Source organism: Denitromonas halophila (assembly GCF_007625155.1).
Taxonomy (GTDB): domain Bacteria; phylum Pseudomonadota; class Gammaproteobacteria; order Burkholderiales; family Rhodocyclaceae; genus Nitrogeniibacter; species Nitrogeniibacter halophilus.
Window position 1 is genome coordinate 54,027 of sequence record NZ_VMNK01000018.1, and the last position, 26,948, is coordinate 80,974.

At 65.2% G+C, this 26,948-nt stretch carries 17 protein-coding genes and 1 tRNA gene; 8 read left to right on the forward strand and 10 right to left on the reverse strand.

The annotated features are described in order from the left end of the window. The 6 genes from dnaG to FHP91_RS18485 all read left to right on the forward strand — a co-directional run bounded on the left by dnaG (window position 1) and on the right by FHP91_RS18485 (window position 10,732). Window positions 1-1,818, forward strand: coding sequence for a DNA primase (gene dnaG, locus FHP91_RS18460; RefSeq protein WP_144310977.1), 1,818 nt, complete (start codon window positions 1-3; stop codon window positions 1,816-1,818). Window positions 1,819-1,865: 47 nt separating this feature from the next. Continuing rightward, the gene (gene rpoD / locus FHP91_RS18465) at window positions 1,866-3,875 is read left to right on the forward strand and encodes an RNA polymerase sigma factor RpoD (protein WP_144310978.1); all 2,010 of its coding nucleotides are present in this window, start codon (window positions 1,866-1,868) and stop codon (window positions 3,873-3,875) included. Window positions 3,876-3,910: 35 nt separating this feature from the next. Further along, a tRNA-Ile gene (locus FHP91_RS18470) sits at window positions 3,911-3,987 on the forward strand. Between the two features lie 159 nt (window positions 3,988-4,146). After that, on the forward strand, window positions 4,147-6,543 hold the full coding sequence (locus tag FHP91_RS18475; RefSeq protein WP_144310979.1) for a putative bifunctional diguanylate cyclase/phosphodiesterase: 2,397 nt from the start codon (window positions 4,147-4,149) through the stop codon (window positions 6,541-6,543). A gap of 73 nt (window positions 6,544-6,616) precedes the next feature. Next, window positions 6,617-7,666, forward strand: coding sequence for an HD domain-containing phosphohydrolase (locus FHP91_RS18480; protein WP_144310980.1), 1,050 nt, complete (start codon window positions 6,617-6,619; stop codon window positions 7,664-7,666). A 15-nt stretch (window positions 7,667-7,681) separates the two neighbouring features. After that, on the forward strand, window positions 7,682-10,732 hold the full coding sequence (locus FHP91_RS18485; protein WP_144310981.1) for a response regulator: 3,051 nt from the start codon (window positions 7,682-7,684) through the stop codon (window positions 10,730-10,732). 10 nt (window positions 10,733-10,742) lie between these two features. Here the strand turns inward: FHP91_RS18485 and gloA are convergent, their stop codons facing one another. From gloA to crcB, 6 genes are all read right to left on the reverse strand, one after another. Then, complete coding sequence (gloA, locus tag FHP91_RS18490; protein WP_144310982.1) at window positions 10,743-11,126, reverse strand: lactoylglutathione lyase; 384 nt, start codon at window positions 11,124-11,126, stop codon at window positions 10,743-10,745. A 17-nt stretch (window positions 11,127-11,143) separates the two neighbouring features. Beyond that, window positions 11,144-11,905 (reverse strand): M48 family metallopeptidase, encoded by a 762-nt coding sequence (locus tag FHP91_RS18495; protein WP_246116371.1) that lies wholly within the window; start codon window positions 11,903-11,905, stop codon window positions 11,144-11,146. Then, window positions 11,902-12,651: a competence/damage-inducible protein A gene (locus FHP91_RS18500; RefSeq protein ID WP_144310984.1), complete on the reverse strand. Its 750-nt coding sequence runs from the start codon at window positions 12,649-12,651 to the stop codon at window positions 11,902-11,904. Before FHP91_RS18500 ends, FHP91_RS18495 begins: the two co-directional genes overlap by 4 nt. A gap of 9 nt (window positions 12,652-12,660) precedes the next feature. Next, window positions 12,661-13,416: an EI24 domain-containing protein gene (locus tag FHP91_RS18505; protein ID WP_144310985.1), complete on the reverse strand. Its 756-nt coding sequence runs from the start codon at window positions 13,414-13,416 to the stop codon at window positions 12,661-12,663. Between the two features lie 74 nt (window positions 13,417-13,490). After that, entirely contained in the window at window positions 13,491-17,522 is a 4,032-nt protein-coding gene (gene hrpA / locus FHP91_RS18510; protein WP_144310986.1) for an ATP-dependent RNA helicase HrpA, read from the reverse strand. Between the two features lies 1 nt (window position 17,523). Then, the gene (crcB, locus tag FHP91_RS18515) at window positions 17,524-17,907 is read right to left on the reverse strand and encodes a fluoride efflux transporter CrcB (protein ID WP_144310987.1); all 384 of its coding nucleotides are present in this window, start codon (window positions 17,905-17,907) and stop codon (window positions 17,524-17,526) included. A 359-nt stretch (window positions 17,908-18,266) separates the two neighbouring features. Here crcB and FHP91_RS18520 point away from each other — a divergent pair, with 359 nt between their 5' ends. Together FHP91_RS18520 and FHP91_RS18525 are read left to right on the forward strand one after the other, a co-directional pair. Further along, a complete protein-coding gene (locus FHP91_RS18520) occupies window positions 18,267-18,782 on the forward strand; it encodes a sigma-70 family RNA polymerase sigma factor (protein ID WP_144310988.1) in 516 nt (171 codons plus the stop codon). After that, window positions 18,779-19,486, forward strand: a complete 708-nt coding sequence (locus tag FHP91_RS18525; protein WP_144179247.1) for a DUF3379 family protein — start codon at window positions 18,779-18,781, stop codon at window positions 19,484-19,486. The genes FHP91_RS18520 and FHP91_RS18525 overlap by 4 nt, the downstream gene beginning before the upstream one ends. Before the next feature lie 12 nt (window positions 19,487-19,498). Here FHP91_RS18525 and FHP91_RS18530 read toward each other — a convergent pair whose 3' ends face one another. From FHP91_RS18530 to FHP91_RS18545, 4 genes are read right to left on the reverse strand one after another with little or no spacing between them, the layout of a single operon-like run. Next, window positions 19,499-21,640, reverse strand: a complete 2,142-nt coding sequence (locus FHP91_RS18530; RefSeq protein WP_144310989.1) for a putative bifunctional diguanylate cyclase/phosphodiesterase — start codon at window positions 21,638-21,640, stop codon at window positions 19,499-19,501. Next, window positions 21,637-24,408, reverse strand: a complete 2,772-nt coding sequence (locus FHP91_RS18535) for a response regulator (protein WP_144310990.1) — start codon at window positions 24,406-24,408, stop codon at window positions 21,637-21,639. The genes FHP91_RS18530 and FHP91_RS18535 overlap by 4 nt, the downstream gene beginning before the upstream one ends. A 1-nt stretch (window position 24,409) precedes the next feature. Beyond that, complete coding sequence (locus tag FHP91_RS18540) at window positions 24,410-24,946, reverse strand: YfiR family protein (protein WP_186301631.1); 537 nt, start codon at window positions 24,944-24,946, stop codon at window positions 24,410-24,412. A gap of 11 nt (window positions 24,947-24,957) precedes the next feature. Continuing rightward, window positions 24,958-26,868 carry a TonB-dependent receptor plug domain-containing protein gene (locus tag FHP91_RS18545; RefSeq protein ID WP_186301632.1) on the reverse strand — a complete coding sequence of 637 codons (1,911 nt, stop codon included), beginning with the start codon at window positions 26,866-26,868 and terminating at the stop codon, window positions 24,958-24,960. Window positions 26,869-26,948 lie beyond the last annotated feature (80 nt).

A 26,948-nucleotide genomic window follows, 5' to 3' on the forward strand; every position in this document is an offset into this window, starting at 1 on the left:
TTGATCCCCCAGAGTTTCATCCAGGATCTACTGACGCGCGTCGACATCGTCGAGGTGATCGACCGCCATGTGTCGCTAAAGAAGCAGGGCGCGAACTACTTCGCCTGCTGCCCTTTCCATGGTGAAAAAAGCGCTTCGTTTTCGGTCAGTCCGAGCAAGCAGTTCTATCACTGCTTTGGCTGCGGCGCGCATGGTAGCGCGATCGGCTTTCTCATGGAGTACAGCGGCCTCGGCTATGTCGAAGCCATCCAGGAGCTGGCCCGCCAGATTGGTGTGGAAGTGCCCGAAGAGCGCAGCCCACGGCGAGGCGATCAGCAAAAAGAGCAATCGCTGACCGAGCTGATGGGATCGGCGGCGCGCTTCTATCGCGAGCAGCTCAAAGGCGCCGATCACGCCATCGACTACCTCAAGCGCCGCGGCCTCACCGGCCAGATCGCCGCCCGCTTTGGCATCGGCTATGCGCCGGACGGCTGGCAGTCGCTGCAGAAGATTGTTCCCAACTACGCCGACAAAGCGCTGCTTGAAGCCGGCCTGGTGATCGAAAACGATCAGGGCCGGCGCTACGACCGCTTCCGCGATCGCATCATGTTTCCGATCCAGGACAGTCGTGGCAATGTCATCGCCTTTGGCGGGCGCATTCTCGACCAGGGCGAGCCAAAGTACCTCAACTCCCCCGAGACGCCGCTGTTCGAGAAAGGCCGCGAGTTGTACGGCCTGTTTCAGGCACGCCAGTCGATACGCGCCAGCAACACGGTGATCGTCGTCGAAGGCTACATGGATGTGGTCGCACTGGCCCAGCACGGCGTGCCCAACGCGGTCGCAACACTCGGCACCTCGACAACTGCCACTCACATCCAGAAGCTGTTTCGCCACGCCGACCGCGTCGTGTTCTGCTTCGACGGCGACGCCGCCGGGCGCAAGGCCGCATGGCGCGGACTGGAAGCGGCGCTGGAAACCTTGAACGACGTCAAACAGGTCGCGTTTCTGTTCCTGCCCGACCCGCACGACCCCGACACCTATGTGCGCGAATTCGGCGCCGAGGCATTCTCCACGCAAGTGGCCGACGCCACACCGCTCACCGAATTCCTGCTCAGCGAACTGGCCAGCGAGGCCGATCTGAGCAGCGCCGAGGGCCGCGCCCGCTACGCGCACGAAGCCAAGCCGCTGGTCCTGCGCATTGGCGCCGGCGTCCTCAAGCTGCAAGTCTTGAAGGCCATCGCCAAGCGTTGCGCCCTGGATGAACGCGAACTGATGGAAGCCTGGGGGCTGAAAGCGCCGCCCGCGCCGGCGATGCGCCGCGATGGTGAGCCCTGGCGCAAAGGCAAGGGGCGGCGGGACGACGCCGGCCCACCCGCCGCGCGCGGCCCCCGCCACCAGCCGCGGCCGCTCGAAGCCAACCTGCTACGGATCGTGCTGAACCATCCCGCCTGGGCGGCCCGCCTGCCGGTCGACCTCATCCCGGCCAGCAGCGACGAGGGGCGCGCCCTGATCGCCATCGTAGACGCGGTCAGTGTCGGCGATCTGGGCAACCAGAGCGCCCTGGGCACACTACTCGAACACTTTCGCAACACCAGCCACGCCGCCACGCTGACGCGCATGTGCGCCGAGCAGGCGGACGAGGTCATTGACGAAACGGTGGTCGAGAACGTCTTTCACGACACCGTCCACGCCTTGCACACCAAGGCGCTCGCCGACGAGTTCAACCGCCTGGCGGCACGCGCGGGGGAACTCACACCCGACGAGCGAAAACGTTACGTTCAGCTGCTACAACAAAAGAAGCGGAACCCAACGCGGCAACCCAAAGTCTCAGATTCGTAATATACTTTTCTGTTTTTCCGACTTCTCCGAAGTTTCCGAGGAGCATCATGGCCCAGGAACACCCCAAGACGCCACGCAAGAGCACGGCACGCGGTCGCACCGCCAAGCCGCGCGCCAAGAAAAACGCTATCAGTGAGGTACTCGCAGCCACCGCGCCGGCGACCCCGCTTGATGCAGAAGTGCGTCGCACCCAGCTCAAATCGCTGATCACGCTGGGCAAGGAACGGGGATACCTGACCTATGCCGAGATCAACGATCACCTGCCGGACGACCTCGTCGATGCCGAGCAGATCGAATCAATCATTGCCACCTTCAGCAACATGGGCATCCGCGTCTTTGACGAGGCCCCCTCTGCCGAAGATCTGCTGATGTCCGATGGCGTCGCCTCGTCTGGCGACGACGACGCCGAAGAAGAAGCCGAACAGGCACTGTCTTCCGTCGACACCGAATTCGGTCGCACGACCGACCCGGTGCGCATGTACATGCGCGAAATGGGCACGGTCGAGCTGCTTACCCGCGAGGGTGAAATCGAGATCGCCAAGCGGATCGAAGACGGTCTCAAGCACATGGTTCAGGCAATCTCCGCTTGCCCGACGACCATCGAACGCATGGTTGAGATGGCCGGCAAGGTCGAGCGCGAAGAAATGCGCATCGAAGAAATCATCGACGGGCTGATCAACCCCGACGATGGCGAAGACGAAGACCTGACCCCGCCGAGCGCCGACGACGCCGATGACGACAACGACGACGACAGCGACAGCGACGACGACAGCGATGACGACAGCGATGACGACGACGACAGCACGACTGACGCCGAAGACACCGCCGCCGCCACGCTGAAGATCCTCAAGGAAGAGGGTCTCAAGCACTTCGCCACGCTGCGCGAACTGTACGAAAAGCAGGTGGTTCTGCTCGCAGGCAAAGGCTCGCAGGACCCAGCCTACCCGGCGCTGCAACAGCAGATCTCGCACCAGTTGCTGCATCTGCGCTTCAACGCCCGCATGATCGAAAGCCTGTGCGACTCGGTTCGCCACATGGTCGAGCAAGTGCGTGGTCACGAGCGCGAAGTGCTGCGCCTGTGCGTCGATCGCGCCGGCATGCCGCGCCCGCACTTCATCAAGCATTTCCCGACCAACGAAACCAATCTTGACTGGCTCAAGGATCAGATTTCGGCGGGCAAGAACTACACCGAAGGCTTGATGCGCGTGCACCCGGCGGTCATGGAAGAGCAGCAGAAGCTGATCGACATGGAAGTCAAGCTGGGCATCTCGCTCAAAGAACTCAAGGACATCAACAAGCGCATGTCCACCGGCGAAGCCAAGGCCCGCCGCGCCAAGCGCGAGATGACCGAGGCCAACCTGCGTCTGGTGATCTCCATCGCCAAGAAGTACACCAACCGCGGCCTGCAGTTCCTCGACCTGATCCAGGAAGGCAACATCGGCCTGATGAAAGCCGTGGACAAGTTCGAATATCGCCGCGGCTACAAGTTCTCGACCTACGCCACCTGGTGGATCCGGCAGGCCATCACCCGCTCGATCGCCGACCAGGCGCGCACCATCCGTATTCCGGTGCACATGATCGAGACCATCAACAAGATGAACCGGATCAGCCGTCAGATCCTGCAGGAAACCGGCCTCGAGCCCGATCCCGCGACCCTGGCCAAGAAAATGGAGATGCCCGAGGAGAAGATCCGCAAGATCATGAAAATCTCCAAGGAGCCGATTTCCATGGAAACGCCGATTGGCGACGACGACGACTCGCATCTGGGCGATTTCATCGAGGACACCTCGACCCTCGCCCCGAACGAAGCGGCGCTCTACTCCAACCTGCGGCATGCCACGGGCGACGTCCTCGACTCGCTCACGCCGCGCGAAGCCAAGGTGCTGCGCATGCGTTTCGGCATCGAAATGAATACCGACCACACCCTTGAGGAAGTCGGCAAGCAGTTCGATGTCACCCGCGAGCGCATCCGCCAGATCGAAGCCAAGGCATTGCGCAAGCTGCGTCACCCGTCGCGCTCCGAGCGGCTGCGCAGCTTCCTCGACAGCGACTCCTGAGCCCTTCGCTGCACGGACCTCCGGGTCCGTGCATCGGGCCTTTAGCTCAATTGGTTAGAGCAGCGGACTCATAATCCGTTGGTTGCGGGTTCAAGTCCCGCAGGGCCCACCATTGATCGCAGTCTGCTGCCGATCATCGCCCTTTCCCTTCCCGTACTCAATTGCAATGGCGTAAGCTCACGCGGTCGCAGCGCACTGGGCGCCGCACGGGTGTCATATCCCGCCAATTCGAAAGCACCCCGACAGCGAAGCGAAGGATCACCCTCGCGTCATGGGAAGACTAAAGCGTCTTGTTGAGCCAATCGCCTCCGCGATGGCGCCGTATCAAGCCGATGCGCCGCTGGCGGCGCAGTTTCGCGCGCGTCAGATTCAGGCGGTTCTGCGTCTCACGCCACTCACCATGCTGGCCAATGTCCTCAACGCCCTGATCGTTGGCTGGACATTTCGCAATGACCTCAACCCGCTGCTGCTCGTGGGCTGGACCTTGTTTGTACTGTACGCCGCAGGCACGGGCATTGACGCCTGGCTGCGGTGGCGACGCCATCGCACACCAACGACCGCCTCCCCGCGAGCACTCACCCGCTCGGCCAAACATGCGGCCTTGTTGGCCATTCTCTGGGGCACCGTCCCCCTGCTGATGATGCCGGAGGCCAACCCGGACGCCCGCGTCCTGCTCACCGCCGTGGTCACCGGGATGATCTGCGCCGGCGGCTTCGCGCTGGCAACCATCCCCCAGGCCGCGCTGACCTATGTCGCCATTCTTGGCACGGCGACCGTCTTCGGCCTGATCCGCATGGACTTGCCGCAAGCCTACGAGATGGGCATGTTGCTGCTGGTCTACACGCTGATCGTCATGGGCACCGTGATCTCCAGCGCCCGCACCTTCGGCGCACGCCTCATGGCCGAAGCCGAGGGCGAACACCAGCGACAGCTCATTGGCCTGCTGCTGAACGACTTCGAAGAGAACGCCAGCGACTGGCTGTGGGAAACCGACGCCGACGGCCGTCTCACCCATGTGTCTCATCGCATGGCCACGGTGTTCGGACGAAGTGTCGACGCCTTGATGGGTCAAGACCTGCTGGCGTTGATTGCCCAGTCACTCGATCGCGTCCCCCAGGATGAACGTCAGGCCTACACCGACCTGTGCCGCCGCTTCGACTCGGGCCGCCCTTTCCGCGAGGCACTGGTCCCCATCGTGCTCGACGGCGAGACCCGCTGGTGGTCGCTCACGGCCAAACCGCTGACAGACGCTCAACAGATATCGACCGGCTGGCGGGGCGTCGGCACCGATGTCACGCAGGCCCTCGCCGCCCAGCGCGAAGTCCAGCGCATGGCGCATTTCGACGGGCTCACCGGGCTATCCAACCGGAACCACTTCCACGAGTCACTCAGCCGCATCGAAGAACAGGCCGCCGACAGCAACGCCGGCGCGCTGCTGTTGTGCCTCGACCTCGACAACTTCAAGGCCATCAACGACTCCTATGGGCACAGCTTTGGTGACGGCTTGCTGCGCGTTGTCGCCCAGCGGCTGCTCGGTCGAACCCGCCGCACTGATATCGTCGCGCGCCTGGGAGGAGACGAATTCGCCATCATCCGCTGGGGGCTCAACACGCCGGAGGACGCCGAAGAACTGGCCTCGCGCATCATTGCGTCGCTCGCTGACCCCTTCGAAGTCGATGGCATCCGGGTCAAGATTGGCACCAGCGTCGGCATCGCCATGGCCCCCAAGGATGGTCAAAGCGGCGATCAGCTCCTCAAGAATGCTGATATCGCGCTATATGCGGCCAAGTTCGACGGCAAGGGGCGCTTCCGGTTTTTCGACTACGAGATGGACACCCGCGCCCGGCGCCGGCTGTTTCTCGAGCACGAACTGCGCGGCGCCTTGCAGCGTGGCGAATTCCATCTTGCCTATCAGCCGATCTTTTCGCTGGCCACGGGCCGCATCTGCGGCTGCGAGGCCTTGCTGCGCTGGCGCCACCCGCGCCTCGGGCTGATCGACACGCAAGAGTGCATCTCCGTCGCCGAAGACTCCGGCCAGATCGAAAGCATTGGCGAGTGGGTGCTCAATGCCGCCATCCGCGACGCGGCCGGATGGCCCGACAGCGTGCGACTCTCCGTCAACCTGTCCCTCGCCCAGTTCATCAATCCGGCCCTGTGCGACACCATCCTGAGCTTGCTCGGCGAGCACGGCCTGCCCGCCACACGCCTGGAGCTGGAACTGACCGAATCCATTTTCCTGCGTGACACCACCGACACCGAAGGCCATCTGCGGGCACTGCGCGCCGCCGGCATCCGGATTGCCCTCGACGACTTTGGCACCGGCTACTCCTCCCTCGCCTATCTGCGCTCCCTGCCACTGGACCGCATCAAGATCGACCGGGCCTTTGTCCAGGCCATCACCACCCACCCGGAAACGGCCGCCATCGTCCGCGCCATCATCGCCATCGCGAAAGCGCTGGATATGGACACCTGCGCCGAGGGGGTCGAAGGCGGTGCCCAGCTGACCGTGTTGCGTGCCGAAGGCTGCGATACGGTCCAGGGCTTTGCCTTGGCCGAACCCATGGCCCCGGCGGCGCTGGCCGCCTTTCTGACCGGCAACATCACGGTGCCGGCACTGGTCGCAGCCTCTCGCGGCGCGCAGGAAAAGAAGATCAAGCGCCCGCAATAGCCGCAATGCGCTCAACTTGCTCCGCCCTTGTGCCGATAAGACTTTGACGCCCCCGTGCCGAACGCTCAATACCATGAAAATTGTCATCGTCGACGACACCCCGCTGAACCTCACTTTGATGCAGGCCCTGGTCGGCAAGCTCCCTGATTGCGAGCCGCTGCCCTTCATCGACCCGCAAGAAGGCCTCGCCTGGTGTCAGGCCAACGAACCGGATCTTGTTGTGGTCGACTACATGATGCCGGGTCTGGACGGGGTTGAATTCATTCGCCGCCTCCGCGCCACTCCGAACCGCGACGACGTGCCGATTCTGATGGTCACCGCCGACCACGAGCGCCAGACCCGCTATGACGCGCTCCAGTCCGGCGCCACCGACTTCCTCAACAAGCCGGTCGATCGCAACGAGTTCCAGCCCCGCGTGCACAACATGCTGGCCCTGCGTCGTGCCCACCTTGCCACCCGCGCCCGTGCCCGCTCGCTGGAAGCCGAGATTGCCGAGGCCACCGCGCAGATCCACGAACGCGAGCAAGAGACCGTCACCCGTCTGGCCCGTGCCGCCGAATTCCGCGACCCCGAAACCGGCGCCCATATCCAGCGCATGGCCCACTACTCGGCGCTCATCGCCCGACAGCTGGGCAAAGATGACGCCTATTCCGCGTTGCTTCTGCAGGCGGCTCCGATGCACGACGTCGGCAAACTGGGGATTCCCGATCACATCCTGATGAAACCCGGGCGCCTGACTGTTGACGAGTTCGAGCAAATGAAGCGCCACCCGACGATTGGGCACGACATCCTCAAAGGATCGACCTCGCCGGTCATCCAGGCTGCCGCCATCATTGCCCTGACTCACCATGAAAAGTTCGACGGCTCAGGCTACCCCTTCGGCACTGCCGGCGACGCGATCCCGCTGGAAGGGCGCATCGTTGCCGTCGCCGACGTGTTCGACGCACTCACTTCGGCTCGCCCCTACAAACCCGCCTGGTCGCTCGACGACGCTACCGCTTTTCTACGCGAGGGGCGTGGCCAGCACTTCGACCCCATCTGCGTCGACGCCATGCTCGAACGCTGGTCGGAAGTCCTCGACATCCGCCAGCGCTTTCAAGATGAAGCGCCGACCGCACTCTAACGCCAGCCACCGTTGATGCTCGCAAACACACGTCGCCTCTTCCGTCTAAGTTCGCTCAAACACCGCTTGGTCTTACTGACCAGCGTCCTGACCTGCGTCGCCGTATTGCTCACAACGGCGCTCGACCATACCCGCGAGCGCAATGCAACCGACGCCCGAGAACGGGTTCAGGCGCAAGCGCTGACCGCACACATTGCGACCCTGACCGCCGCGGGCGTTGCGGCCAATGACACCGGCGCCCTCAATCGGACCCTGGAGGCCTTCGACAGCTTCCCACACATTCAGCGCCTGGTCGTCACCGACCGGCAAGACCAGGTCCTCGCCGCCGTCAGCCGCACACCGCGTGGCACCCTGGCCCCCGACGGACAAACCCAGGTTGGAGCGGTGCATGTCAGCCGGTCGCGCGACCTGCGCGCCCCCATTGGCCCAATCGCCCCCACCGGCTGGGTGCATCTAAGCCTCGATGCACCGCCACGGCCACCGTTTTTCACGGCCACCACCGCGCTCCTGCTCGCGCTGATCCTCGTCGTCGCCGCACTGGCCGTCATCGGGATTCTGCGCCGCCCGCTGGCCGATCTCGCCCATGCCGAAGCGCTGGCCTCGGCCCTGCCCGCCGGCACGCTCATCCCGCCCCCGCGCGCCGGCGCCTTGGACGAGACCCAGGCACTCAGCGAGGCTCTCCTGCACGCCGCCGAGCGTGTCCGCCAGGCGCAAGACAGGCTCGCCGCCAGCCACGCCCGGATGCGCGCCATCACCGACGCGGCCCTCGACAGCATCATCACCATCGATGCCGCCGGCTGCGTCATCGACTTCAACCCCGCCGCCGAGAACTGCTTTGGCTACCGCCGCGAGGACACCCTCGGCCACCCCATCGCCGAACTGATCATCCCCCCCCATCTGCGCGAAGCTCACAACCGTGGCATGGCCCATTACCTGGCCACCGGGGACGGCCCGGTGCTGTCGCGTCAGATTGAAGTACTGGCGATGCGCAAGGACGGCGACACCTTCCCGGCCGACATGGCGATCGTACCCATCGACCTGAATGGCGCACCGGCCTTTACAGCCTATTTGCGCGATATCAGCGGGCGCAAGCAGTCGGAACAAGCCCTGCTCGAAGCCAAGTCGCTGGCCGAAACCGCCAACCAGGCCAAGAGCGATTTCCTGGCCAACATGAGCCACGAGATCCGCACCCCGATGAACGCCATCATCGGCATGACCGATCTGGCCCTCGAAACCCGTCTCGATGACGAGCAGCGCGAATACCTCACCCTGTCGCGCGACGCCGCCGACTCACTGCTCAGCATCGTCAACGACCTGCTCGACTACTCCAAGATCGCCGTCGGCCGGCTCGATTTCGAACGCATCGGCTTTGGCCTGCGCGACTGTATCGCCCTCAGCCACCGCACCCTCAAGGACGCCGCCGAGCGCAAGCACCTGAGCTTTACCTACCATGTCGCCCCCACCGTCCCCGACCACCTCGTCGGCGACCCCCACCGCCTGCGGCAGGTTCTCATCAACCTGATCGGCAACGCCCTCAAGTTCACCGAGACCGGACACATCACGATCCACGTCGGACTGACCGAAAGCACCGCCGACAGCACGGAACTGAAGTTTTCTGTCGAAGACAGTGGCATCGGCATCGCCAAAGACAAGCAACAGCTGATCTTCGATGCCTTCTCCCAGGCCGACACCTCGTCCACGCGGCGTTTTGGTGGCACGGGCCTGGGGCTGACCATCTGCTCGCAGCTGATCGACAGCATGCAGGGAAAGCTGTGGGTCGACAGCGAGCCCGGCAAAGGCAGCACCTTCCACTTCACCGCTCGCTTCGGGCGCGCCAGCGCGCCCGCGGCACCGATCACACGCCCGGCTGAAACCGACCTGGGCAGCCTGCGCATCCTGGTGATCGCCGGCAACGAAGCCAGCCGCAGCCACCTCACCGGCATGATCGAAAGCTGGAACATGTTGTGCGACACCTGCGCCAGCGGTGCCGAAGCGCTCGCCGGCTTCAGTGGCGAGGGGCCCGAGGTGCGCTACCACGCCATCGTTGCCGACACCGACCTGGGCGACATGAGCGCCTTCCGCTTCTTTGAGCGGCTCAACACGCACGCCCTTGCGCACCCGCCCATCCGGCTCATGACCGCCAACGCGGGCCAGCGCGGCGACGCCGCCCGCTGCCGCTCGCTCGGCATCCAGGCCTACCTGAGCCGGCCGATCGAGCCCTCCGACCTGCTCGACGCCATCTTGCTGGCCATCGGCACCGACGGCATCCAGCCGCTGATTACCCGGCACAGCCTGCGCGAGCAACGCCGTCGGCTGAATGTGCTGCTCGCCGAGGACAACAAGGTCAATCAGATGCTCGCCCTGCGCCTGCTCGAAAAGCTGGGTCACGCGACCCATGTAGTGAACAACGGCCTCGAAGCCCTTGCGGCCTGCGAAAGCACCCACTTCGACGTGGTCCTGATGGATGTTCAGATGCCCGAGATGGGCGGATTCGAAGCCACCGCCAAGCTGCGCGAGCGCGAAGCCGTGACGGGCCGCCACACACCAATCATCGCCATGACCGCGCACGCCATGCCCGGCGACCGCGAGCGTTGTCTGGCGGCGGGCATGGACGACTATGTGGCCAAACCGGTTCAGCCAACCTCGCTGGCGGCGGCGCTGGCCGCGATTGTCAGTGGCGATCAGCGCGTCGTCCATCGCGAGGCCGCCGCCGCCGTCGCCAGCCGTCCGCTCACCGCCTTCGATCAGGACACCCTGCTGGCCAATCTGGGCGGCGACCGCGAGCTGATGATGCAACTGGCCGCGCTCTATCTCGACGACGAGATCGCGCTACGCGAATCGCTGAAAATCGCGTGTAGCGGCGGGGATCTCCAGGCCATTCACTCGGCCGTCCATGGCTTGAAAGGCGCGGTCGCCAACTTCTCGGCCGATAGCGCCATGGCGGCGGCCAGCGCGCTGGAAAGCGTCTGCCGAAACGGCGAAACCGAGCGACTCGATCACGCCATCACACAGTTCAACGCCGAGTTGGACCGCTTTGCCGAGGCCTTGCGCACCGTAGCGGCCTGAGCGCGCGCAATCAATCGCGCTGGATCAGCTCAATCTTGTAGCCGTCCGGGTCATCCACAAAGGCAATGACCGTGGTGCCATGCTTCATCGGCCCCGCCTCGCGCACCACCTTGCCACCGGCCGCGCGAATCGCCTCACAGGCCGCGTAGGCATCCGGCACGCCGAGCGCGATATGGCCGTAGCCATTGCCGAGCTCATAGCTCGCGGTGTCCCAGTTGTGGGTCAGCTCCAGCACCGCGCCTTCCGACTCGGGTTGATAGCCCACAAAGGCCAGCGTGAAGCGGCCTTCCGGGTAGTCCTGCCGGCGCAGCAGCTTCATGCCCAGAATGTCCGTGTAGAACGCAATCGAGCGGTCCAGGTCGCCGACGCGAAGCATGGTGTGGAGTAAACGCATGGCTATGTCCTTATTGTTCAGTCGATAGAAGATGCGGCCGGCTCGGCCGCATCGATAAATTCGGGCAGGGCGCGTCCGAGCTGCCGGAGCCGCAAACGTGCGCCGCCCACATCGGGAATCACCTGCGCCACCAGTGCCCAGAAACGCGGCGAGTGATTCATGTGAACCCGGTGCGCCACCTCGTGCGCCACCACATAATCAATCAGGTCCGGGCTCAAATGAATCAGCCGCCAGTGCAGACGGATCCCGCGCGCCGAACAACTGCCCCAGCGCGTACGCGCTTGGGTCAACCCGACCGGCGGCACCGGCACGCCGATGCGCAAGGCAAACTCCGCCACCCGGCCTTCAAAGTAGCTCAGCGCCCGCGCCTGCAGTGCCCGCTTCAAGCACTCGGCCGGCGACTGCCGAGTGGTACAGCGCAGCATCAAGCACGCATTGTCATCAGCATCTGCAGCTATCCAGCGCACCTCGGCCCGGCCCCGCGACAGCGTCAAACGGCATGGCGTGCCCATCAGGGGAAACGACAAATCATCGACAACCGCGAGTTTGGCCGCTTGAGGCCGTGCTGCCAGCGCGGTGAGTTTGTCGAGCACCCAGCGATCATGGGCCTTCAAAAAAGCCTCCACCGCCGAATGCGGGGCACGCAGCGGTGCCGCCACCGACAGACCGCGCCCGTCGATGGTCAGCCCGAGCGTGCGGCGCGCCGAGCGGCGCAGGTGATAACCGACCGGTCGGCCAAGCAGATGGATCTGGTGCTGGCTGCGCAAGGCAGCGCTCACGCCTTGTCGTCCCAGCTGAAGCCGCGCGCGGCCAGTTCAGCGAGGATCTCGGCCATGGCGGCCGCCACGCGCTCGGCCGTTCCTTTGACGCCCAGCTCGATACTGCGCCGCCGATCGGCCTCGGCAAAGGCCGGCAGGCTGAACACGGTCACATCCGGGTAGTCGGCGGTGATGCGCTCCATCAAGGCCACCAACTGACTCTCGTACGCCTCCCACACCGTCACCGCCTGCTCGACATAGTCTTCCGCGTGGAACAGCTCGGCGTAGCAGGTATCGAGCACCCAGGCCACCATCGGCCAGGCCATCACCGGGAAGCCGGGCACGAAATAGTGCTTGGCAATGCTGAAGCCGGGGACCTGGTTATAGGGGTTGGGGATGATCGCCGCACCCACCGGGTAGACGCCCATCTGCAAACGATGCGCGGTGGTTTCATCGCCAAACTTGCCACGCAGGATGGCTTCGGCCTCGGGATGCAGCGCCAGCGGCTGCCCCACCGCTTCGGCCGCGGCCTGGCGGGTGTGGTCGTCCGGCGTTGCGCCGATGCCGCCGAAGCTGAACACCACGTCACCGGTGGCCATTGTCTCTTGCAGCGTCTTGACCAGAAACGGCCGCGAGTCGGTCACATAGCGCACCCACGACAGCTTCAGACCACGCTCGCCGAGCAACTCGATGAGCTTGGCCAGATGCTTGTCTTGCCGACGGCCTGAGAGAATTTCGTCGCCGATGATGATCGCGCCAAAGCCCATGAAAATTCCTTAACGGCCGGCCTGATCCGCGATCACCCAGCCACGCCCGACCCGGTCGCGGCGCAAGGCTTCGAGCAGGTAGTGGACATAGGCCAGGCCGCAGAAAGCCGGCGCAAACAGGTTAACAATCGGAATGTAGGCCAGCAGGGCGCAACCGGTGCCCAGGCCGAGCAGCGCGGCGCGGTGCTCCTGGCGCAGGCGTGGCATTTCTTCGCGGTCGCCATGCAACATCAGCGCATCGTAGCCAAAGGCGCGCTGGTTGAGCCAGGCGGTGAGCAGGATCGAGGCGACCAGGCCAACACCGGGAATCAGCCAGAATGGCAGGGTCAGCACGATGCCGACAATGAACACCGCCACCGCCGCCACCGCGTTGATGGCGCTACCGGTATTGGAGCCGCCGCGGCGCATTTCGAGATCGCCATAGCGGATCTTGGCGACCTTTTCGAGCATGATGGGCAAGGCCACCACCGCCACCAGCAAGGCCGCGGTCACGTAGATCACCGGCAGGAACAGCACCGCCAGTGCGATCTTGACCAGCACCAGCACCGCCGCCGCACCGACCTCGGAGCTGTCGAGCCGCGCCGACACCCAGTCCCACTGGCCGATCCAGCTCATCACGCCGGCGACCATCGGGTCCCACAGCACGATACCGAGAATCAGCCACACCACCATCGCCAACAGCGTGGGCCACACCAGATGCCACAGCACGCCGCGTTCGGTGAGACTCTTCACCGCCCGGGCGTATGCCAGAAAAATGTCCTTCATGCCTGCCTGTCGTTTGAAAACACGGAAATCATTGTAGCGCCGTCATCAAAACGATGACGCCCGCCGCCCGACGCTTAACGGGGTCGGGCGTCCCATATCTTTGAGAGCCGCTTCACCGAGACCGGCATCGGCGTCTTGAGTTCCTGCGCGAACAATCCCACGCGCAACTCTTCGAGCAGCCAGCGGAACTCCTCCAGGAAGGGGTCGGCCTGTCCGGCGCGCAAACTATCAATCCGCGCGCGCTCCACCGGCCGGGCGAGCAAGGCCCAGTCGCGCATCAACGCGGCGTCGCGCTCGGCCGCGTTGCGCAGCTTGTCGATGCGCACCACGGCCGCCTTGAGGTAACGCGGGAAGTGCGTCAGCCGCTCGTAGGGCACCTCGACCACAAAGCGCTTGCTGACCAGCGCCGCCAGCTGCTGGCGAATATCCTCGACCACTTCGGGATAGGTCTTGAGCCCGCCCAGCCGCTTTTCGAGCGTGGCCCGCTCGACCAGCACCTGATCGACCAGACGCAACAACTCCTGCGCGATCAATGTCATGCGCGGCTTGGCGGCCTGCGCGCGGGCGGCAAAGCTGTCGCCATCGGTCGGCAGCGGTTCGAGCAGGCAGGTGCGCGCCACCGTGGCCGCCACCAGCTGATCCTGCAATTCGCCCTCGGTGCCAAAGCTGATGAAGCGCAATGCCACGTCGCGCAGCCCCGGCAGGCGGCGGATTGCCTTGACCTGGTCTTTCAGCGTCAGGCAAAACAGCCGCACCAGCCCCTCGCGATGCACTCGCGCGGCCTCCTCCGGCGTGTCGTAGGGGCGCAGCGACACGCTGTCGCCGTCGTCGTGCAGTGCCGGAAAGCCGACCACCTCACGGCCAGCGACCTTCAATTCGAGCAACTCCGGCAGCGGACCGAAAGACCACTCGGTTAGCCCGTTGAGCGCACCGGCCGGCACGCTGTCGGGCGCCGCCTTGCCCGGCGCGGCGATCTCTTCGGCCACGGCCGGCAAGTCGGCCGGCTTGACCCGCGCCGCCTCAAAGGCCGCCGCGATCTGCCCATGGAATCGCCCGCGCAGCTCGGCCAGATTGCGCGACTGAGCCAGCACCCGGCCGTGCGGATCGAGCACACGGAAGTTCATGAAGCAGTGCGGATTGAGGTTTTCCGGGCGAAATGACTCCATCGGCAGCTTGAGGCTGACCCGCATCTCGACGAACAGCTGCAAGGCCTTGAGCAGCGGTGTGTCAGCACCCCACTCGCCGGCCTCGACCGCTGCCAGAAAGTCACTCACGCTCTGCGCCATGGGTTGCAGGCGGTGGCGATGCTTCTGCGGCACGGTACGCAACAGCGCGTGCACCTTCTCCTCCAGCAGGCCCGGCACCAGCCACTCGCAGCGCGTGGCCGGCACCTGGTTGAGCATGGCCACCGGCACGGTCAGCGTCACGCCGTCGTCGGCCTCGCCGGGGGCGTGCACATACTCCAGCTTGAGCCGCTGACCGAACACGCTCAACTGCGGCGGAAAGCGGTCGGTGGTGATGCCCTCGGCCTCATGGCGCATGAGCTGGTCGCGGTCGAGGTGCAGCAGCTTCGGCGTGGCCTTTTCGGCCGTTTTGCGCCAGCGCTCGAAGCTCGCGAGGTCGACCACGTCCTCGGGCAGATGGGCATCGTAAAAGGCTTCGATCAGCGCATCGTCGACCAGCACATCGGGCCGGCGCGACTTGTGCTCAAGCCGCTCGATCTCCTTGATGAGACGCAGGTTGTGCTTGAGGAAGGGCATGTGGCGCGCCGCCGCCTCGTCGATATTCCCCTGCACCAGCCCTTCGCGGATGAACAATTCGCGGCACAGGGCCGGGTCGGTGTCGCGGTAACCCACCGACCGGCGCCCGTACAACACCACGCCATGCAGGGTGCCGCGCTCCCAGGCGCGCACGCTGCCGGCCGACTTGGACCAGTGCGGCTCATAAACATGGCGCTTGATCAGGTGCGCGCCGACTTCCTCCAGCCACTCCGGCTCGATGCGCGCGATGCAGCGCCCGAACAGGCGACTGGTGTCGATCAGCTCGGCACAGACGATCCACTTGCCGGCCTTGCGCGACAGGCTGGAGCCCGGATGCGGCCAGAACTTGATGCCGCGCGCGCCATGGTAGCCCCCGGCCTGCGGGCCGCGCGCGCCCTGCTCTTCTTCCACCTTGCAGCCCAGATGGCCGAGCAGACCGGTGAGCAGCGCCTTGTGCACGGCGTCGTAATGCGCCGGCACCGTGCCTTCTTTCCAGCCATGCTCGGCGCACAGGCTATGCAACTGGCCGTGGATGTCGCGCCATTCGCGCATGCGCAGCGGCGACAGAAAGTGCTCCTTGCACCACTGCCGCTGCTTGTTGCTCGACTGGTGACGGATCACCTCTTCATAGGCTTTCCACAGATTCCAGTACCACAGGAACTCGGACTTTTCGTCCTGCTCGCCGCCGCGGAACAGCGCATGACGCTGGTCGGCCGTGCCGGCCTGGGCCTGCGGGCGGTCGCGCGGGTCTTGCACCGACAGCGCGGCGGCAATCACCAGCACCTCGCGCAGGCAGCCGTGGTCGCGCGCGGCGAGGATCATGCGGCCGATCTTGGGGTCGATGGGCAGGCGCGACAGCTCGCGGCCCAGTTCGGTGAGGCGCTGCTGCTCGTCGACCGCGCCCAGCTCGTTCAGCAGTTGATAGCCGTCGGCGATCATCTTGGGCGGCGGCGCGTCGAGGAAGGGGAAGTCTTCCACCGCGCCCAGGCCAAGCGCCTTCATGCGCAGGATGACGGCGGCCAGCGAGGCGCGCAGGATCTCCGGATCGGTGTGATCGGGGCGCTGATTGAAATCGTCTTCGTCGTAAAGCCGGAAGCAGATGCCGTCCGACACCCGGCCGCAACGCCCGGCGCGCTGACGCGCGGCGCTCTGGGCGATCTTCTCGATCTGCAGCTGCTCGACCTTGTTGCGCGCCGAGTAGCGCTTGACCCGCGCCAGACCCACGTCGACCACATAGCGGATGCCCGGCACGGTCAGCGAGGTCTCGGCCACGTTGGTGGCCAGCACCACGCGGCGCCCGCTCGAGCGGCCGAACACGCGCGACTGCTCCTGCGCCGAGAGGCGGGCAAACAGCGGCAGAATCTCGGTGCCGGCGGCGTGATGTGCCTTGCGCAGCGCCTCGGTGGCTTCGCGGATCTCGCGCTCGCCAGGCAGAAACACCAGCACATCGCCGGGGCCTTCGCGCTGGGCCTCGTCAACCACATCGACCAGACCGTCCCAAGCGTCAGCGCCGCGACGGGCAGACTTGTCCTCGTCCTCCGGCGGTCGGTAGCGCATCTCGATCGGGAACAGCCGACCGGAGACTTCGATCACCGGCGCGGGCCGCCCCTTGGCGTCGGCAAAGTGCCGGGCAAAGCGCTCGGCGTCGAGCGTCGCCGAGGTCACGATGACTTTCAGATCCGGCCGCTTGGGCAGCAGATTGCGCAGGTAGCCGAGCAGAAAATCGATGTTCAGGCTGCGCTCGTGCGCCTCGTCGATGATCAGCGTGTCGTAGGCGTTCAGGAACGGGTCACCCTGCGTCTCGGCCAGCAGGATGCCGTCGGTCATCAGCTTGATATGGCTGGTCGGGCCGAGGCGATCGGTGAAGCGGATCTTGTAGCCGACGGCCTGACCGAGCGGGCTGCCCAGCTCTTCAGCGATGCGCTCGGCGGTGGCACGCGCGGCGATCCGGCGTGGCTGGGTGTGGCCGATCAGCCCGCCGACACCACGGCCCAGCGCGAGACAGATCTTGGGCAGCTGGGTGGTTTTGCCAGAGCCGGTTTCGCCACCGACGATGATCACCTGATGCGTCTGGATGGCCTCGGCAATCGCCTCACGCCGCGCGCTGACCGGCAGCGCCTCCGGAAAACTCGGCACCGGCAGGCTGGCGGCGCGCTCGGCAAAGCGTGCGGCGGAGCGGTCGAGCCGGGTGCGAAGCGCCTCGGGCAAGGCGTCCAGCGTTTTTGGGCGCGGCTTGAGCCTGCGCAGGTCGCGCAGCAGGCGATGACGGTCCGCCAGCAGGCAGCGATCGAGCAAGGCAAAGGGATCGGCCGGGGCGCCCTCGCCCCGATTCGGCAACTCACTCATCTCAGGCGCGCAGCCACTGGAAAGTGACAATCCCCAGGCCGGTCATGAGCAGGGAACCGATCAGGTGCAGCCCGGCTGTGGCCAGCGCCCAGCCATATTGCGCGGCGCTGATCATCATCACCACCTCGGCCGAGAAGGTCGAGAAGGTCGTGAGCGCGCCGAGAAAGCCGGTCACCAGAAACCAGCGCGCTTCCGGCGGCAGCGCCGTGTGATGGGCAAAATACGCCACCGCCACGCCGATCAGATAGCCGCCCAGCAGGTTGGCCACCAAGGTGCCGAGCGGCAATTGGAGGAACAGCGGGTTGAGTCGCACCCCGAGCCACCAGCGAATCCAGGCGCCCAGGGCCGCCCCGACCCCGACGGCAAGGAATCCGGCTGGATTCATCCTAGAAACCGCAGTTGGACGCGCCCGAGTGTGCGTCTGGTGAGTGCGCTGGCAAGGCGCGACGACGCGCAGCCTGCACGCTGTAAGGAGGAGCAACGCAGCCAGAGCGCTCGCCAGGCGTGCAATCGGGTGTGTAGCGCACCCACCAGCCGGGTGAGCGGCATCGAAGCCGACTTATTCCGCACAGTCAGCTCCTTGCTGGCAGGCACAAGCGGTCAACTGTGGTTACTAGGATCATGGCAAACACACGGGTCGATTCAGATGGGCGCATTCTACCGCGTCGACCGCGCAGATTGACTCACCGGGTCTGTAAGCTTTTGCCCGGCTCGCGGGTCTGGTCTCTCAGGAGGAGTCGATTGATGTTGCTTTCCCTGGGAAAACGCCGCGCCTTTGATCAGGTGGTGCGCGCCTACAGTAGCGATCTGTACCGCTTTGCCTACTGGCTGTGCGGCGATCGCTTTGTGGCCGAAGACGTGGTGCAGGAGGCCTTTGTCCGCGCCTGGCAGCGCTGGGATCAGCTGCGCGACAAGGCCACGCCCAAGCCCTGGCTGCTGACCATCGTGCGGCGCGAACACGCCCGGCTATATGAGCGCAAACGCTTTGACTATGTCGACGATGCGCCGGAAGATCTGGCCATTGCGGCGGACCACGATCCGCTGGAGATGTTCGAACTGGAGCAGGTGATCGGCAATCTGCCGCTGAGTCTGCGCGAACCCTTTCTACTGCAGACCCTCGGCGGCTTCAGTTGCGCCGAGATCGCCGAACAACTCGAGACCACCGAAGGCGCAATCATGGTGCGACTGACCCGTGCCCGCCAGGCCCTGCGCGGGCTAATGGGCGAATCCGACCGGCCGCGCAAGCGAGGCACCCAATGAGCGACACTCTCTCCTACACCTGCCTGGATTTTCGCCGCGAGAAGCTGGCGGACCCGCGTCGCCTGTCGCCAGCGGCCCGTCTGCACATGCATGACTGCCCGATGTGCCGCGCATTTGCTCGCCGTCTCGACGCCAGCGATGCGCAGATCGAACAGGTGCTCGCCGTGCCGGTGCCGGACGGTCTGGCCGACCGTGTGCTGCTGAATGTGCATCACGGCAAGCGCCGCCCCTGGAGCTTGATGGCGCTGGCCGCCACGGTGGTGCTCAGCCTCGGCATCGGCTTCCAGCAATGGCAGCCGCGCGCGGAGGTCGATTACGCGCGTCTGGCCATCGAGCATGTGCTGCACGAACCCGAATCGCTGACCGATCACCGCCTCGCCGACCCGAGCCAGTTCCGCTTCGTGCTGGCCAATTTCGGCGGCCAGATGCACCGGTCTGTCGGCAAAGTGCGCTACATGAAGCTGTGCCCGGTGCCGGAAGGCACGGGCTGGCATATCGTGCTCGACACCGAACACGGCCCGGCCACCTTGCTGCTCATCCCGGGCAAGGGCGTGAATGCGCCGACCGGCACATTGCAGATGAAAGGCTATGTGGCCCGCGCGCTGCCGGGTGGCCAGGGCTATTACGCGATCATCACCGAGTCGCCCCAGGCGCTGGACGCGATCAGCGGGATGCTGTCGGAACGGGTGAGCTGGCGGACCTGAGGTCGCCGCCGCTCACTCGGCGGCACGCCGGAAGCGGTCGGCGCCCGGCAGGCCGTCGCGCAGCGCGGTGCGAAAATCGACCTCCGACATCGGCCGGGCAAACAAATAGCCCTGCATTACCGGGCAGCCATGCGCCTGCAGCACACGCGCCTGCGCCTCGGTCTCGACACCTTCGGCCACCAGCCCCATGCCCAGACTGCGCGCCATGGCGATGATCGCCCGCACGATGGCCGGGTCGTGGTTGCCGCCGTCGCAGTCCTGCACGAAGGAGCGATCGATCTTGAGCGTGTCGACGGCGAAGCGCTTGAGGTAAGCAAGCGACGAATACCCCGTCCCGAAATCGTCCACCGCCAGCGACAGCCCCAGCCCGTGCAGCCCGTGCAGCACTTCGGCCGTCGCATGGGTGTCGCGCATCAGCGCGGACTCGGTCACTTCGAGTTCGATCATGTCGGCCCCCACTTCGTGGGCGTCGAGGGTGTCGCGGATGCTGTCGAGCAGATCCTGCCGGCCAAACTGGATCGCCGAGAGGTTCACCGCGATGGGCACCACCGGCACGCCGGCGGCCCGCCAGCGACTGAGGTCATCGCAGGCCTGGTTAAGCACCCACTGACCAAGATGACCGATCAGGCCCATCTCTTCGAGCAGCGGAATGAAAGCGACCGGGCCGATCACGCCTTCGGTCGGGTGATGCCAGCGCACCAGGGCCTCGCCACCGACGATGCGCCCCCGGTCGGCGTCGACCTTGGGTTGATACACCAGCACGAACTGATCCTTGTCGATCGCTTCGCGCAAGGCACTTTCCATGCTCAAGCGCGACATCGCGTCGACTTTCATCTGCTCGGTGTAACACTGGATGGCGTCGTGCTCGCCCAAGCGACGCAGGGCGCCGAGTGCCATCTCGGCCGACTTGAGCAAGGTATCGGCGGTGTCGCCATGCTTGGGATAGAAGGCCAGACCGGCACTGAAGGACACATTCAAGGTCTGGCCGTCCATGTGCACGGCCGAGCCAGCCCGTGACAGCAAAGACTGCACCTCGGCCTCGACCGCCGCACGGCCCGAGGCGCCCTCGACAAACAGGGCAAAATTATCGGCATTGATGCGCGCCATGCGCGGCGCGTCCAACCGATCGGGCGCCACACCATCCTCGGTCGTGCCGGCGTGGCCGGCGCCCAGGCGCAAGGCCAGCACCTGCAACACCCGGTCGGCCGCATCCTGGCCCAGGGTTTCGTTGATCCGCTTGAACCGGTCGACATTGATCAGCACCACGGCGCAATGCCCGCCCCGGGCTTGTTCGCGCAGTAGCGCCGATTGCAGGGCTTCGCGAAAGTGCACCCGATTGGGCAGACCGGTGAGGTCGTCAAAATAGGCCAGTTGCCGGATGCGCTGCTCGGCCGCGACACGATCGGAAATATCCTGCAGCGTGCCCTGCACCTGCACCACCCGACCGTTGGCGTCGCTGAGCGGCACCGCCATTTCATGGGCAGTGCACACCTGACCATCGGCGCGCAAGATGCGATATTCCAGCGCGTACCGCTGGCCATCGCAGACGCTGTCGAGCGATTTGCAGACCCGTTCGCGATCGCCCGGATGCACCCGCTCGATCAGGGCCGACAGGCCCTTGCCAAACGATGTGGCATCTTCGCCAAACAATGCGCAGTAGTTGTCGGAGCGATGGAAGCGGTCGGTGCTCAGATCCCACTCCCAACTGCCGATGCGCGCGATCTCCTGCGCCGCGCTCAGGTTGCGTTCGCTGCGCAGCAGGCTATCGACCGCGTCGGCGGCGCGCAAGGCATAGCGCACCCGGTGACGGAGCAGCGTCCAGTTGATCGGTTTGGGGATGAAGTCGGTGGCGCCGCTGTCGTAGGCCAGCTCGATCGACGCGGTGTCTTCCAGGCCGGTGAGCATGATGACGGGCACACGCACGCCTTGCTGGCGCAGACGCCGGCAGGTTTCGAAGCCATCAATGCCCGGCATCAGCACGTCGAGCAGAATCAGGTCGGGGTGGAACTCGCCGAAACGGGTCAACCCCGCCTCGCCATCGGCCGCTTCGGCCACCTGGAAGCCGGCCTCTTCGAGCGCGGCGCACGCGAGCATGCGCGTTACGTCGTCATCATCGACCACCAGCAGGCGCGCGCTCCGTTCAATCTCGGTCATGAACTCAGATCCTTTCCAGCCGTCGCCCCATCCAGTTCGACGCCTTCATCCACCAGGGCCTTCTGGTAGGCCACGAAAGCGGGCTGCAACTCGGCCACCTCGGGCAATTCGCTCATATCCTCGCCGGCCTTGAGGGCGGTGTCCAGCGACCGCGCCAGCCCTGCCAGACGCGACGCGCCCACCGCTGCGGCGGCCGATTTCATTTTGTGCGCCACCCGCTGGGCAGCGGATCGATCCTGCTGTGCAAACGCCTCCGCGAGCGCCTGCACCTGCTGACCCGTCTCGCGGACAAACAGCTTGGCCAGGCGCTTGAGCATGGGCGCCGCGCGATCACCGCGCACGCCGGGCACCCCAAGCAGGACGGCCATGTCGAGCGCCGGCAGCTCACCCACGACCGCGCTGTCGACAGGCTCGGCCGCCGGCGCGCCCAGCACCGCCGGCGCGTCCATGGGGACCGTCGGCGCCCAGCGCATCAGCGCCTCGCGCAGTCGCTCGCCGGAGACCGGCTTGGTGAGGTAATCGTCCATGCCGGCCGACAAGGCGGCGGCGCGATCATCGCGCTGGGCATTGGCGGTGAGCGCCAGAATCGGCACACGTTCGCTGCCGGTGCCCGAGCGCTCGGCGCGACGGATCTCGCGCGTGGCTTCGATGCCGTCCATTTCGGGCATCTGAATATCCATCAACACGAGGTCGAACGCGCCCTTGCGATACATGGCCACCGCTTCGCGGCCGTTGTTCGCCACCGTCACCCGACAACCGCACTCGCCCAGCAGGGCACAGACGATCTCGGCATTGACGGGGTGGTCCTCGGCCAGCAGCACCCGAGCGCGCGAGCGTAGGGTCGGCGCACTGCTGACTTGCTGCCGCACTTGACGCGACACATCGCCACGCAGCACGGCGAGCAGATCGCTGGCCAAGACGGGCTTGGGCACGCAGGCTTCAGCGCCGGCCGCTCGAGCGTCTTCTTCATCACTGGCCGAACGCAGGCGAATCAGGGCGACGATCCGCTGGCCGGTTCGAGCCATCTGCGCAATGCGCGCAAACCCGTCGCTGTTGGTGCCATGGCGATCCACCAGCACCGCGGTGTAGGGCGCGGCGCCGGCACGGGCCAATGCCTCCGGGTCGGCGTAGCCGTCGGCCTCGTAGCCGAGCGCTTCGGTCTGCACCATGAGGGCGTCGCGCAACGGCGCACTGCCGGCCACAATCGCCACCCGCCCGGCGGGCTTGAACATCGGCGCGGGGTCACACAAGCGGGCATCGACCGCAAAGAAAAACCGCGTCCGTTCCTCGGGGATGCTTTCGAACTCCAGCCGCCCGCCCATCAACTCAACCAGCTGCCGCGAAATCGTCAGGCCCAACCCCGTACCACCAAAGCGCCGGGCCATGGAGCTGTCGGCCTGCGAAAAGGCCTGAAACAGGCGCGGCTGAAGATCTGCGGGAATGCCAATGCCGGTGTCGGTGACGCTGCCATCGAGCCGAAGCTGTCCGTCCGCCGCAACGCGGGCGTCCAGATCGATCCGGATATACCCCTTGTCGGTAAATTTGACGGCGTTGGACACCAGGTTGTTGAGCACCTGGCGGAAGCGGTGACCATCGGCGCAGACGCGCTCTGGCACATTGGCCGACACCACCACCATCAGCTCAACGTCCTTTCGCTGGGCCCGTTCGGCAAACAGCAAGGCGACGTCTTCAACCGCCTGGCGCGGCGAAAATTCGATCTGCTCGAGCTCGAGCTTGCCCGCCTCGATCTTGGAGACGTCCAACACATCGTTGATGAGATACAGCAGCGACTCGGCGGAGGCATGCAAGGTGTCGATCAGACGCACCTGCCGGCTGTTCATCTCGGTGCCGCGCAGCAACTCGACCATGCCCAGCACGCCATTCATCGGCGTACGGATTTCATGGCTCATGTTGGCCAGGAACAGGCTCTTTGCGCGGTTCGCGGCCTCGGCCTCTTCACGCGCAACATCGGCCTCTTCCTTGGCCATCGACAGTTCGCCGGTGCGCAGGGCCACGTCTTGTTCGAGACGATCGCGGTGCGCGGCCAGGGCCGAATCGCGTGCCTCGATTTCGGTCAGCATGCTGTTGAAACCGTCGACCAGCTCCCCAACCTCGTCGCGCGGGCCGGCGGGCGCACGCACATCGTAACGCCCCGAGTTGCGGACATCGCGCACCACGCTGGCCAGCTGCACCACCGGCTGCACAATGGACTGCTCCGCCCGACGCACCAGCAGGGTCGCGACCAGGCCGCCCAGGCCCAGCCCGACCAGCGCCAGCACAAACCACTCGACCATGTCCGCCAGCATGCCAGCCAGCGAGATTTCCAGCACCAGGTCGCCCAGGTATTCACCGTCGTGACGCACCGGCCAGGCGCGGAAGTAGCGCGGAAACTCCCAGATGCCGGCCTCATCCACCCGCAGGGTCCGAAGCGGATAAAAATTGGGGGCGATGTCTTCAAGGTCGATCGGATAGGTTGCAAACACTTCGCCATTGGCGCGGCGCAACAGCGCGGCACGAATCTGTTCAACATGGCGCAGCGAGCCGAGCAGGCGCTCGGCACTGCCGACGTCTTCAAACCGCAAGGGGGCCGCGCCGTTCTCGACCACCAATTCCGCGTAGATGGCGGCCTGGTCTTGAATGCGCTGAACCTCCTGGCGCAACTCGCTCAGACCGATGGCCAGAAACGCCACAACCAAGGCCACAATGATGCTGACCAGCACGATGCTGCGCAGTTTGCGGCCCAGCGAGCGATGGGGCTTCAAGGCCATGTCAGTCGCCCTCCCGCCCGATCAGCCGACGCGCAAGCTTGAGCAGCTGCGCGCTCAGGCGGAGGTGCTGAGTCGCCACGGTCGAGCGGTTGATGTCGAAGCGGATGCGGTCATCCACCGTCACCAGGCCAATATTGCCGCCGGCTTCGATGAACCCGTCGATATCACTGACCGTCAGCACCGGCCAGTCTTCGAGTTCTCGTAAAATCGCGTTCAGCCGTCGCTGTTCCGATGCCGCCACAAAAACCACTTCGCAGCCCTTGGCCTCCAGCGCCGCCGCCGGATAGTGCACCTTGACCGCCCGTCCCTGCGCCTGACGCGCTTCGAGCCCGCTCAAGTGCTCCCCAAACGGATCACGCCCGAGCACGCAAATATCAATCGCATCGCTATCGGCCAGCGCCTCATCGGGCCAGGTCGCGTACCGCGCGAAGTTCAGCAGGAAAACCGCCTTGAGCTGATACTCGGTCGGCGGCGCCGCACGCAGCGGCGACGCGGCCAGCAAAGCCAGCAGGAAGGGGAGAAGGGCTCGCCAGCGCACAGTCGTCCCGCTCAGAATGTCCAGCGCCCGGTCAGCAAGAGCCGACGCCGGTCATAGGCATACGCGGAGGGAAAATAGTCTGAGCTGTAAGCGGTGTAACGTTTGTCGAACAGGTTGGTGACGCTCAGGGTGAGTTCGGCGCGCCGGCTGAAGCGATAGCCATACCGTGCATCCATCACTGTGTAGGCATCCACGCCCGGCGCCGGCTGCCCCTTGAGCGCACCGACATGGCGCACCTGCAGATCGAGTTCCTGACGGCTGGACAGATCAATGCGCGCCTGCAGGCTCAGCCAGTGATTGGCGTTGCGATTGGCGATGGTCGCATTTCCGCCGTCGAGAATGGCGTCGCCCGTCGTATCGTAGTTTTGGCGCATCAGGGTATAGGCCAGGCCAAGGCGCAAGTCCTGGTTGACGGCCATCTCACCCCCGAACTCCGCCCCCTCCGTCACCGCCGAGGCCCGATTGTGACGGGTCAGCAAGACATCCGGTGTCGGCGGGAACAGGCCGGGCATCCGAAGCCCGCCGAAACTGTTCCCGACCAGATGCGAATAGCGCTGCCGGAACAACACGGCCTCGACACTGCCGCGATCGAGCTGGCGACGATAGCCCAGTTCAAACGCATTCACGGATTCGGATCGCAGGTCCTCCTCGGGCAGGGAGATCAGCGTCACCACGGGAAAGGGCCCAAACGCCTGAGCGCCCGCCACCAACCCGGCATAACGCTCACCGTAGGACGGCGTCCTCGCCGCGCGCGACCAGTGCGTCCAGACCGTGTCCCGATCCGACGGCGACCACAACAAACGCACCGTCGGCTGAAACTCGGGCGTGCCCATATTGCGCGCTTCAAAGCGCGCGCCCAGCGTGAGCCGCAGCAGCCGGGGCAACAACACGATCTCATCCTGGACGAAGGCGCTGAAGGTTTGTTGCTCAACTTCATCCTTGTCAAACTCAATGACCGGCACCCGACTCTTGACGGAAATGGACTGGTGCCGGAGACCGAGGCCCCAGATCCACTCATGTGCTCCCGTCACCGGCAAGCGATGCTGGAAATCCAGGTCGGCCGTGTGCACCGTCGCGTCGCCAAGCCCCCCCTGTACCACATCAGCATAATCGACATACGCGCGCAACGAGGTCTGCCCCGCCGCCGTCATCCAGTCCCGCTGGGCCAGGATGTGGGCGCCTTCAAAATCGAAGGGGGTGTAATAGGTCCCAGCCCCCCCCAGGGTCAGAATTTCGGGGCTGCGCTGCCGGTAGGCTTCACCGCTAATCATCCAGTGATCCGGCTCACCCACATCGCTGTCGAGCCGAAAACCGGTTCGCCAACCGGTCTGCTCGTCCTGAGAACTGGCGCCGCCCCGGGTTTCGAAGGGCGCACGATTCTCGCTGTGGGCGTACACCCGAAGCGCGGCGCCACCAGTCAACGTCAGCCCCTGACGCACCGCCACCTCCGGATTGCCGCGATCATCGACACTGGCCCGCACCATGCTGCCGGTCGTCGAAGCCGCATTGCGCGTCACGATGTTGATGACCCCATTCACCGCATTTGCGCCCCATAAGGACGCGCCAGGGCCGCGCACCACTTCGATACGCTCAATGTCCTCCATCATCAGATTCAGGCCATTCCAGAACACCCCGGAGAACATCGGCGAATACACGCTGCGGCCATCGACCTGAACCAGCAGTTTGGAGGCGAAGCGACTATTGAAGCCGCGCACACTGACCGCCCAGCGACCTGCGCCAAACTGGGCGACCTGCACCCCGGGCACAAGACGCAGGGCTTCAGGCACGCTACGCGCCCCACTTCGGCGAATGTCATCACGGGCCAGCACCGTCACGGCAGCGGCCGTATCGCCCAATCGCTGAGCCTTGCGCGAGACCGACAGCACCTGGATATCAGCCAGTTCCTCAAGGCTGAGATCCATCAAGCCATCATCGGCCGCAGCCCCCCCTGACAAGCACACAACAATCAAGGCGGACACGATTTTTCGTGAATTGAGCTGCA

Coding starts and splice junctions, on each gene's coding strand:
- FHP91_RS18530 (WP_144310989.1), bottom strand. CDS start 21,640: ATGACCGAGATTGAACGGAGCGCGCGCCTGCTGGTGGTCGATGATGAC.
- crcB (WP_144310987.1), bottom strand. CDS start 17,907: ATGAATCCAGCCGGATTCCTTGCCGTCGGGGTCGGGGCGGCCCTGGGC.
- FHP91_RS18485 (WP_144310981.1), top strand. CDS start 7,682: ATGCTCGCAAACACACGTCGCCTCTTCCGTCTAAGTTCGCTCAAACAC.
- FHP91_RS18505 (WP_144310985.1), bottom strand. CDS start 13,416: ATGAAGGACATTTTTCTGGCATACGCCCGGGCGGTGAAGAGTCTCACC.
- gloA (WP_144310982.1), bottom strand. CDS start 11,126: ATGCGTTTACTCCACACCATGCTTCGCGTCGGCGACCTGGACCGCTCG.
- FHP91_RS18475 (WP_144310979.1), top strand. CDS start 4,147: ATGGGAAGACTAAAGCGTCTTGTTGAGCCAATCGCCTCCGCGATGGCG.
- FHP91_RS18525 (WP_144179247.1), top strand. CDS start 18,779: ATGAGCGACACTCTCTCCTACACCTGCCTGGATTTTCGCCGCGAGAAG.
- FHP91_RS18480 (WP_144310980.1), top strand. CDS start 6,617: ATGAAAATTGTCATCGTCGACGACACCCCGCTGAACCTCACTTTGATG.
- FHP91_RS18535 (WP_144310990.1), bottom strand. CDS start 24,408: ATGGCCTTGAAGCCCCATCGCTCGCTGGGCCGCAAACTGCGCAGCATC.
- rpoD (WP_144310978.1), top strand. CDS start 1,866: ATGGCCCAGGAACACCCCAAGACGCCACGCAAGAGCACGGCACGCGGT.
- FHP91_RS18545 (WP_186301632.1), bottom strand. CDS start 26,868: ATGGATCTCAGCCTTGAGGAACTGGCTGATATCCAGGTGCTGTCGGTC.
- FHP91_RS18520 (WP_144310988.1), top strand. CDS start 18,267: ATGTTGCTTTCCCTGGGAAAACGCCGCGCCTTTGATCAGGTGGTGCGC.
- FHP91_RS18500 (WP_144310984.1), bottom strand. CDS start 12,651: ATGGGCTTTGGCGCGATCATCATCGGCGACGAAATTCTCTCAGGCCGT.
- hrpA (WP_144310986.1), bottom strand. CDS start 17,522: ATGAGTGAGTTGCCGAATCGGGGCGAGGGCGCCCCGGCCGATCCCTTT.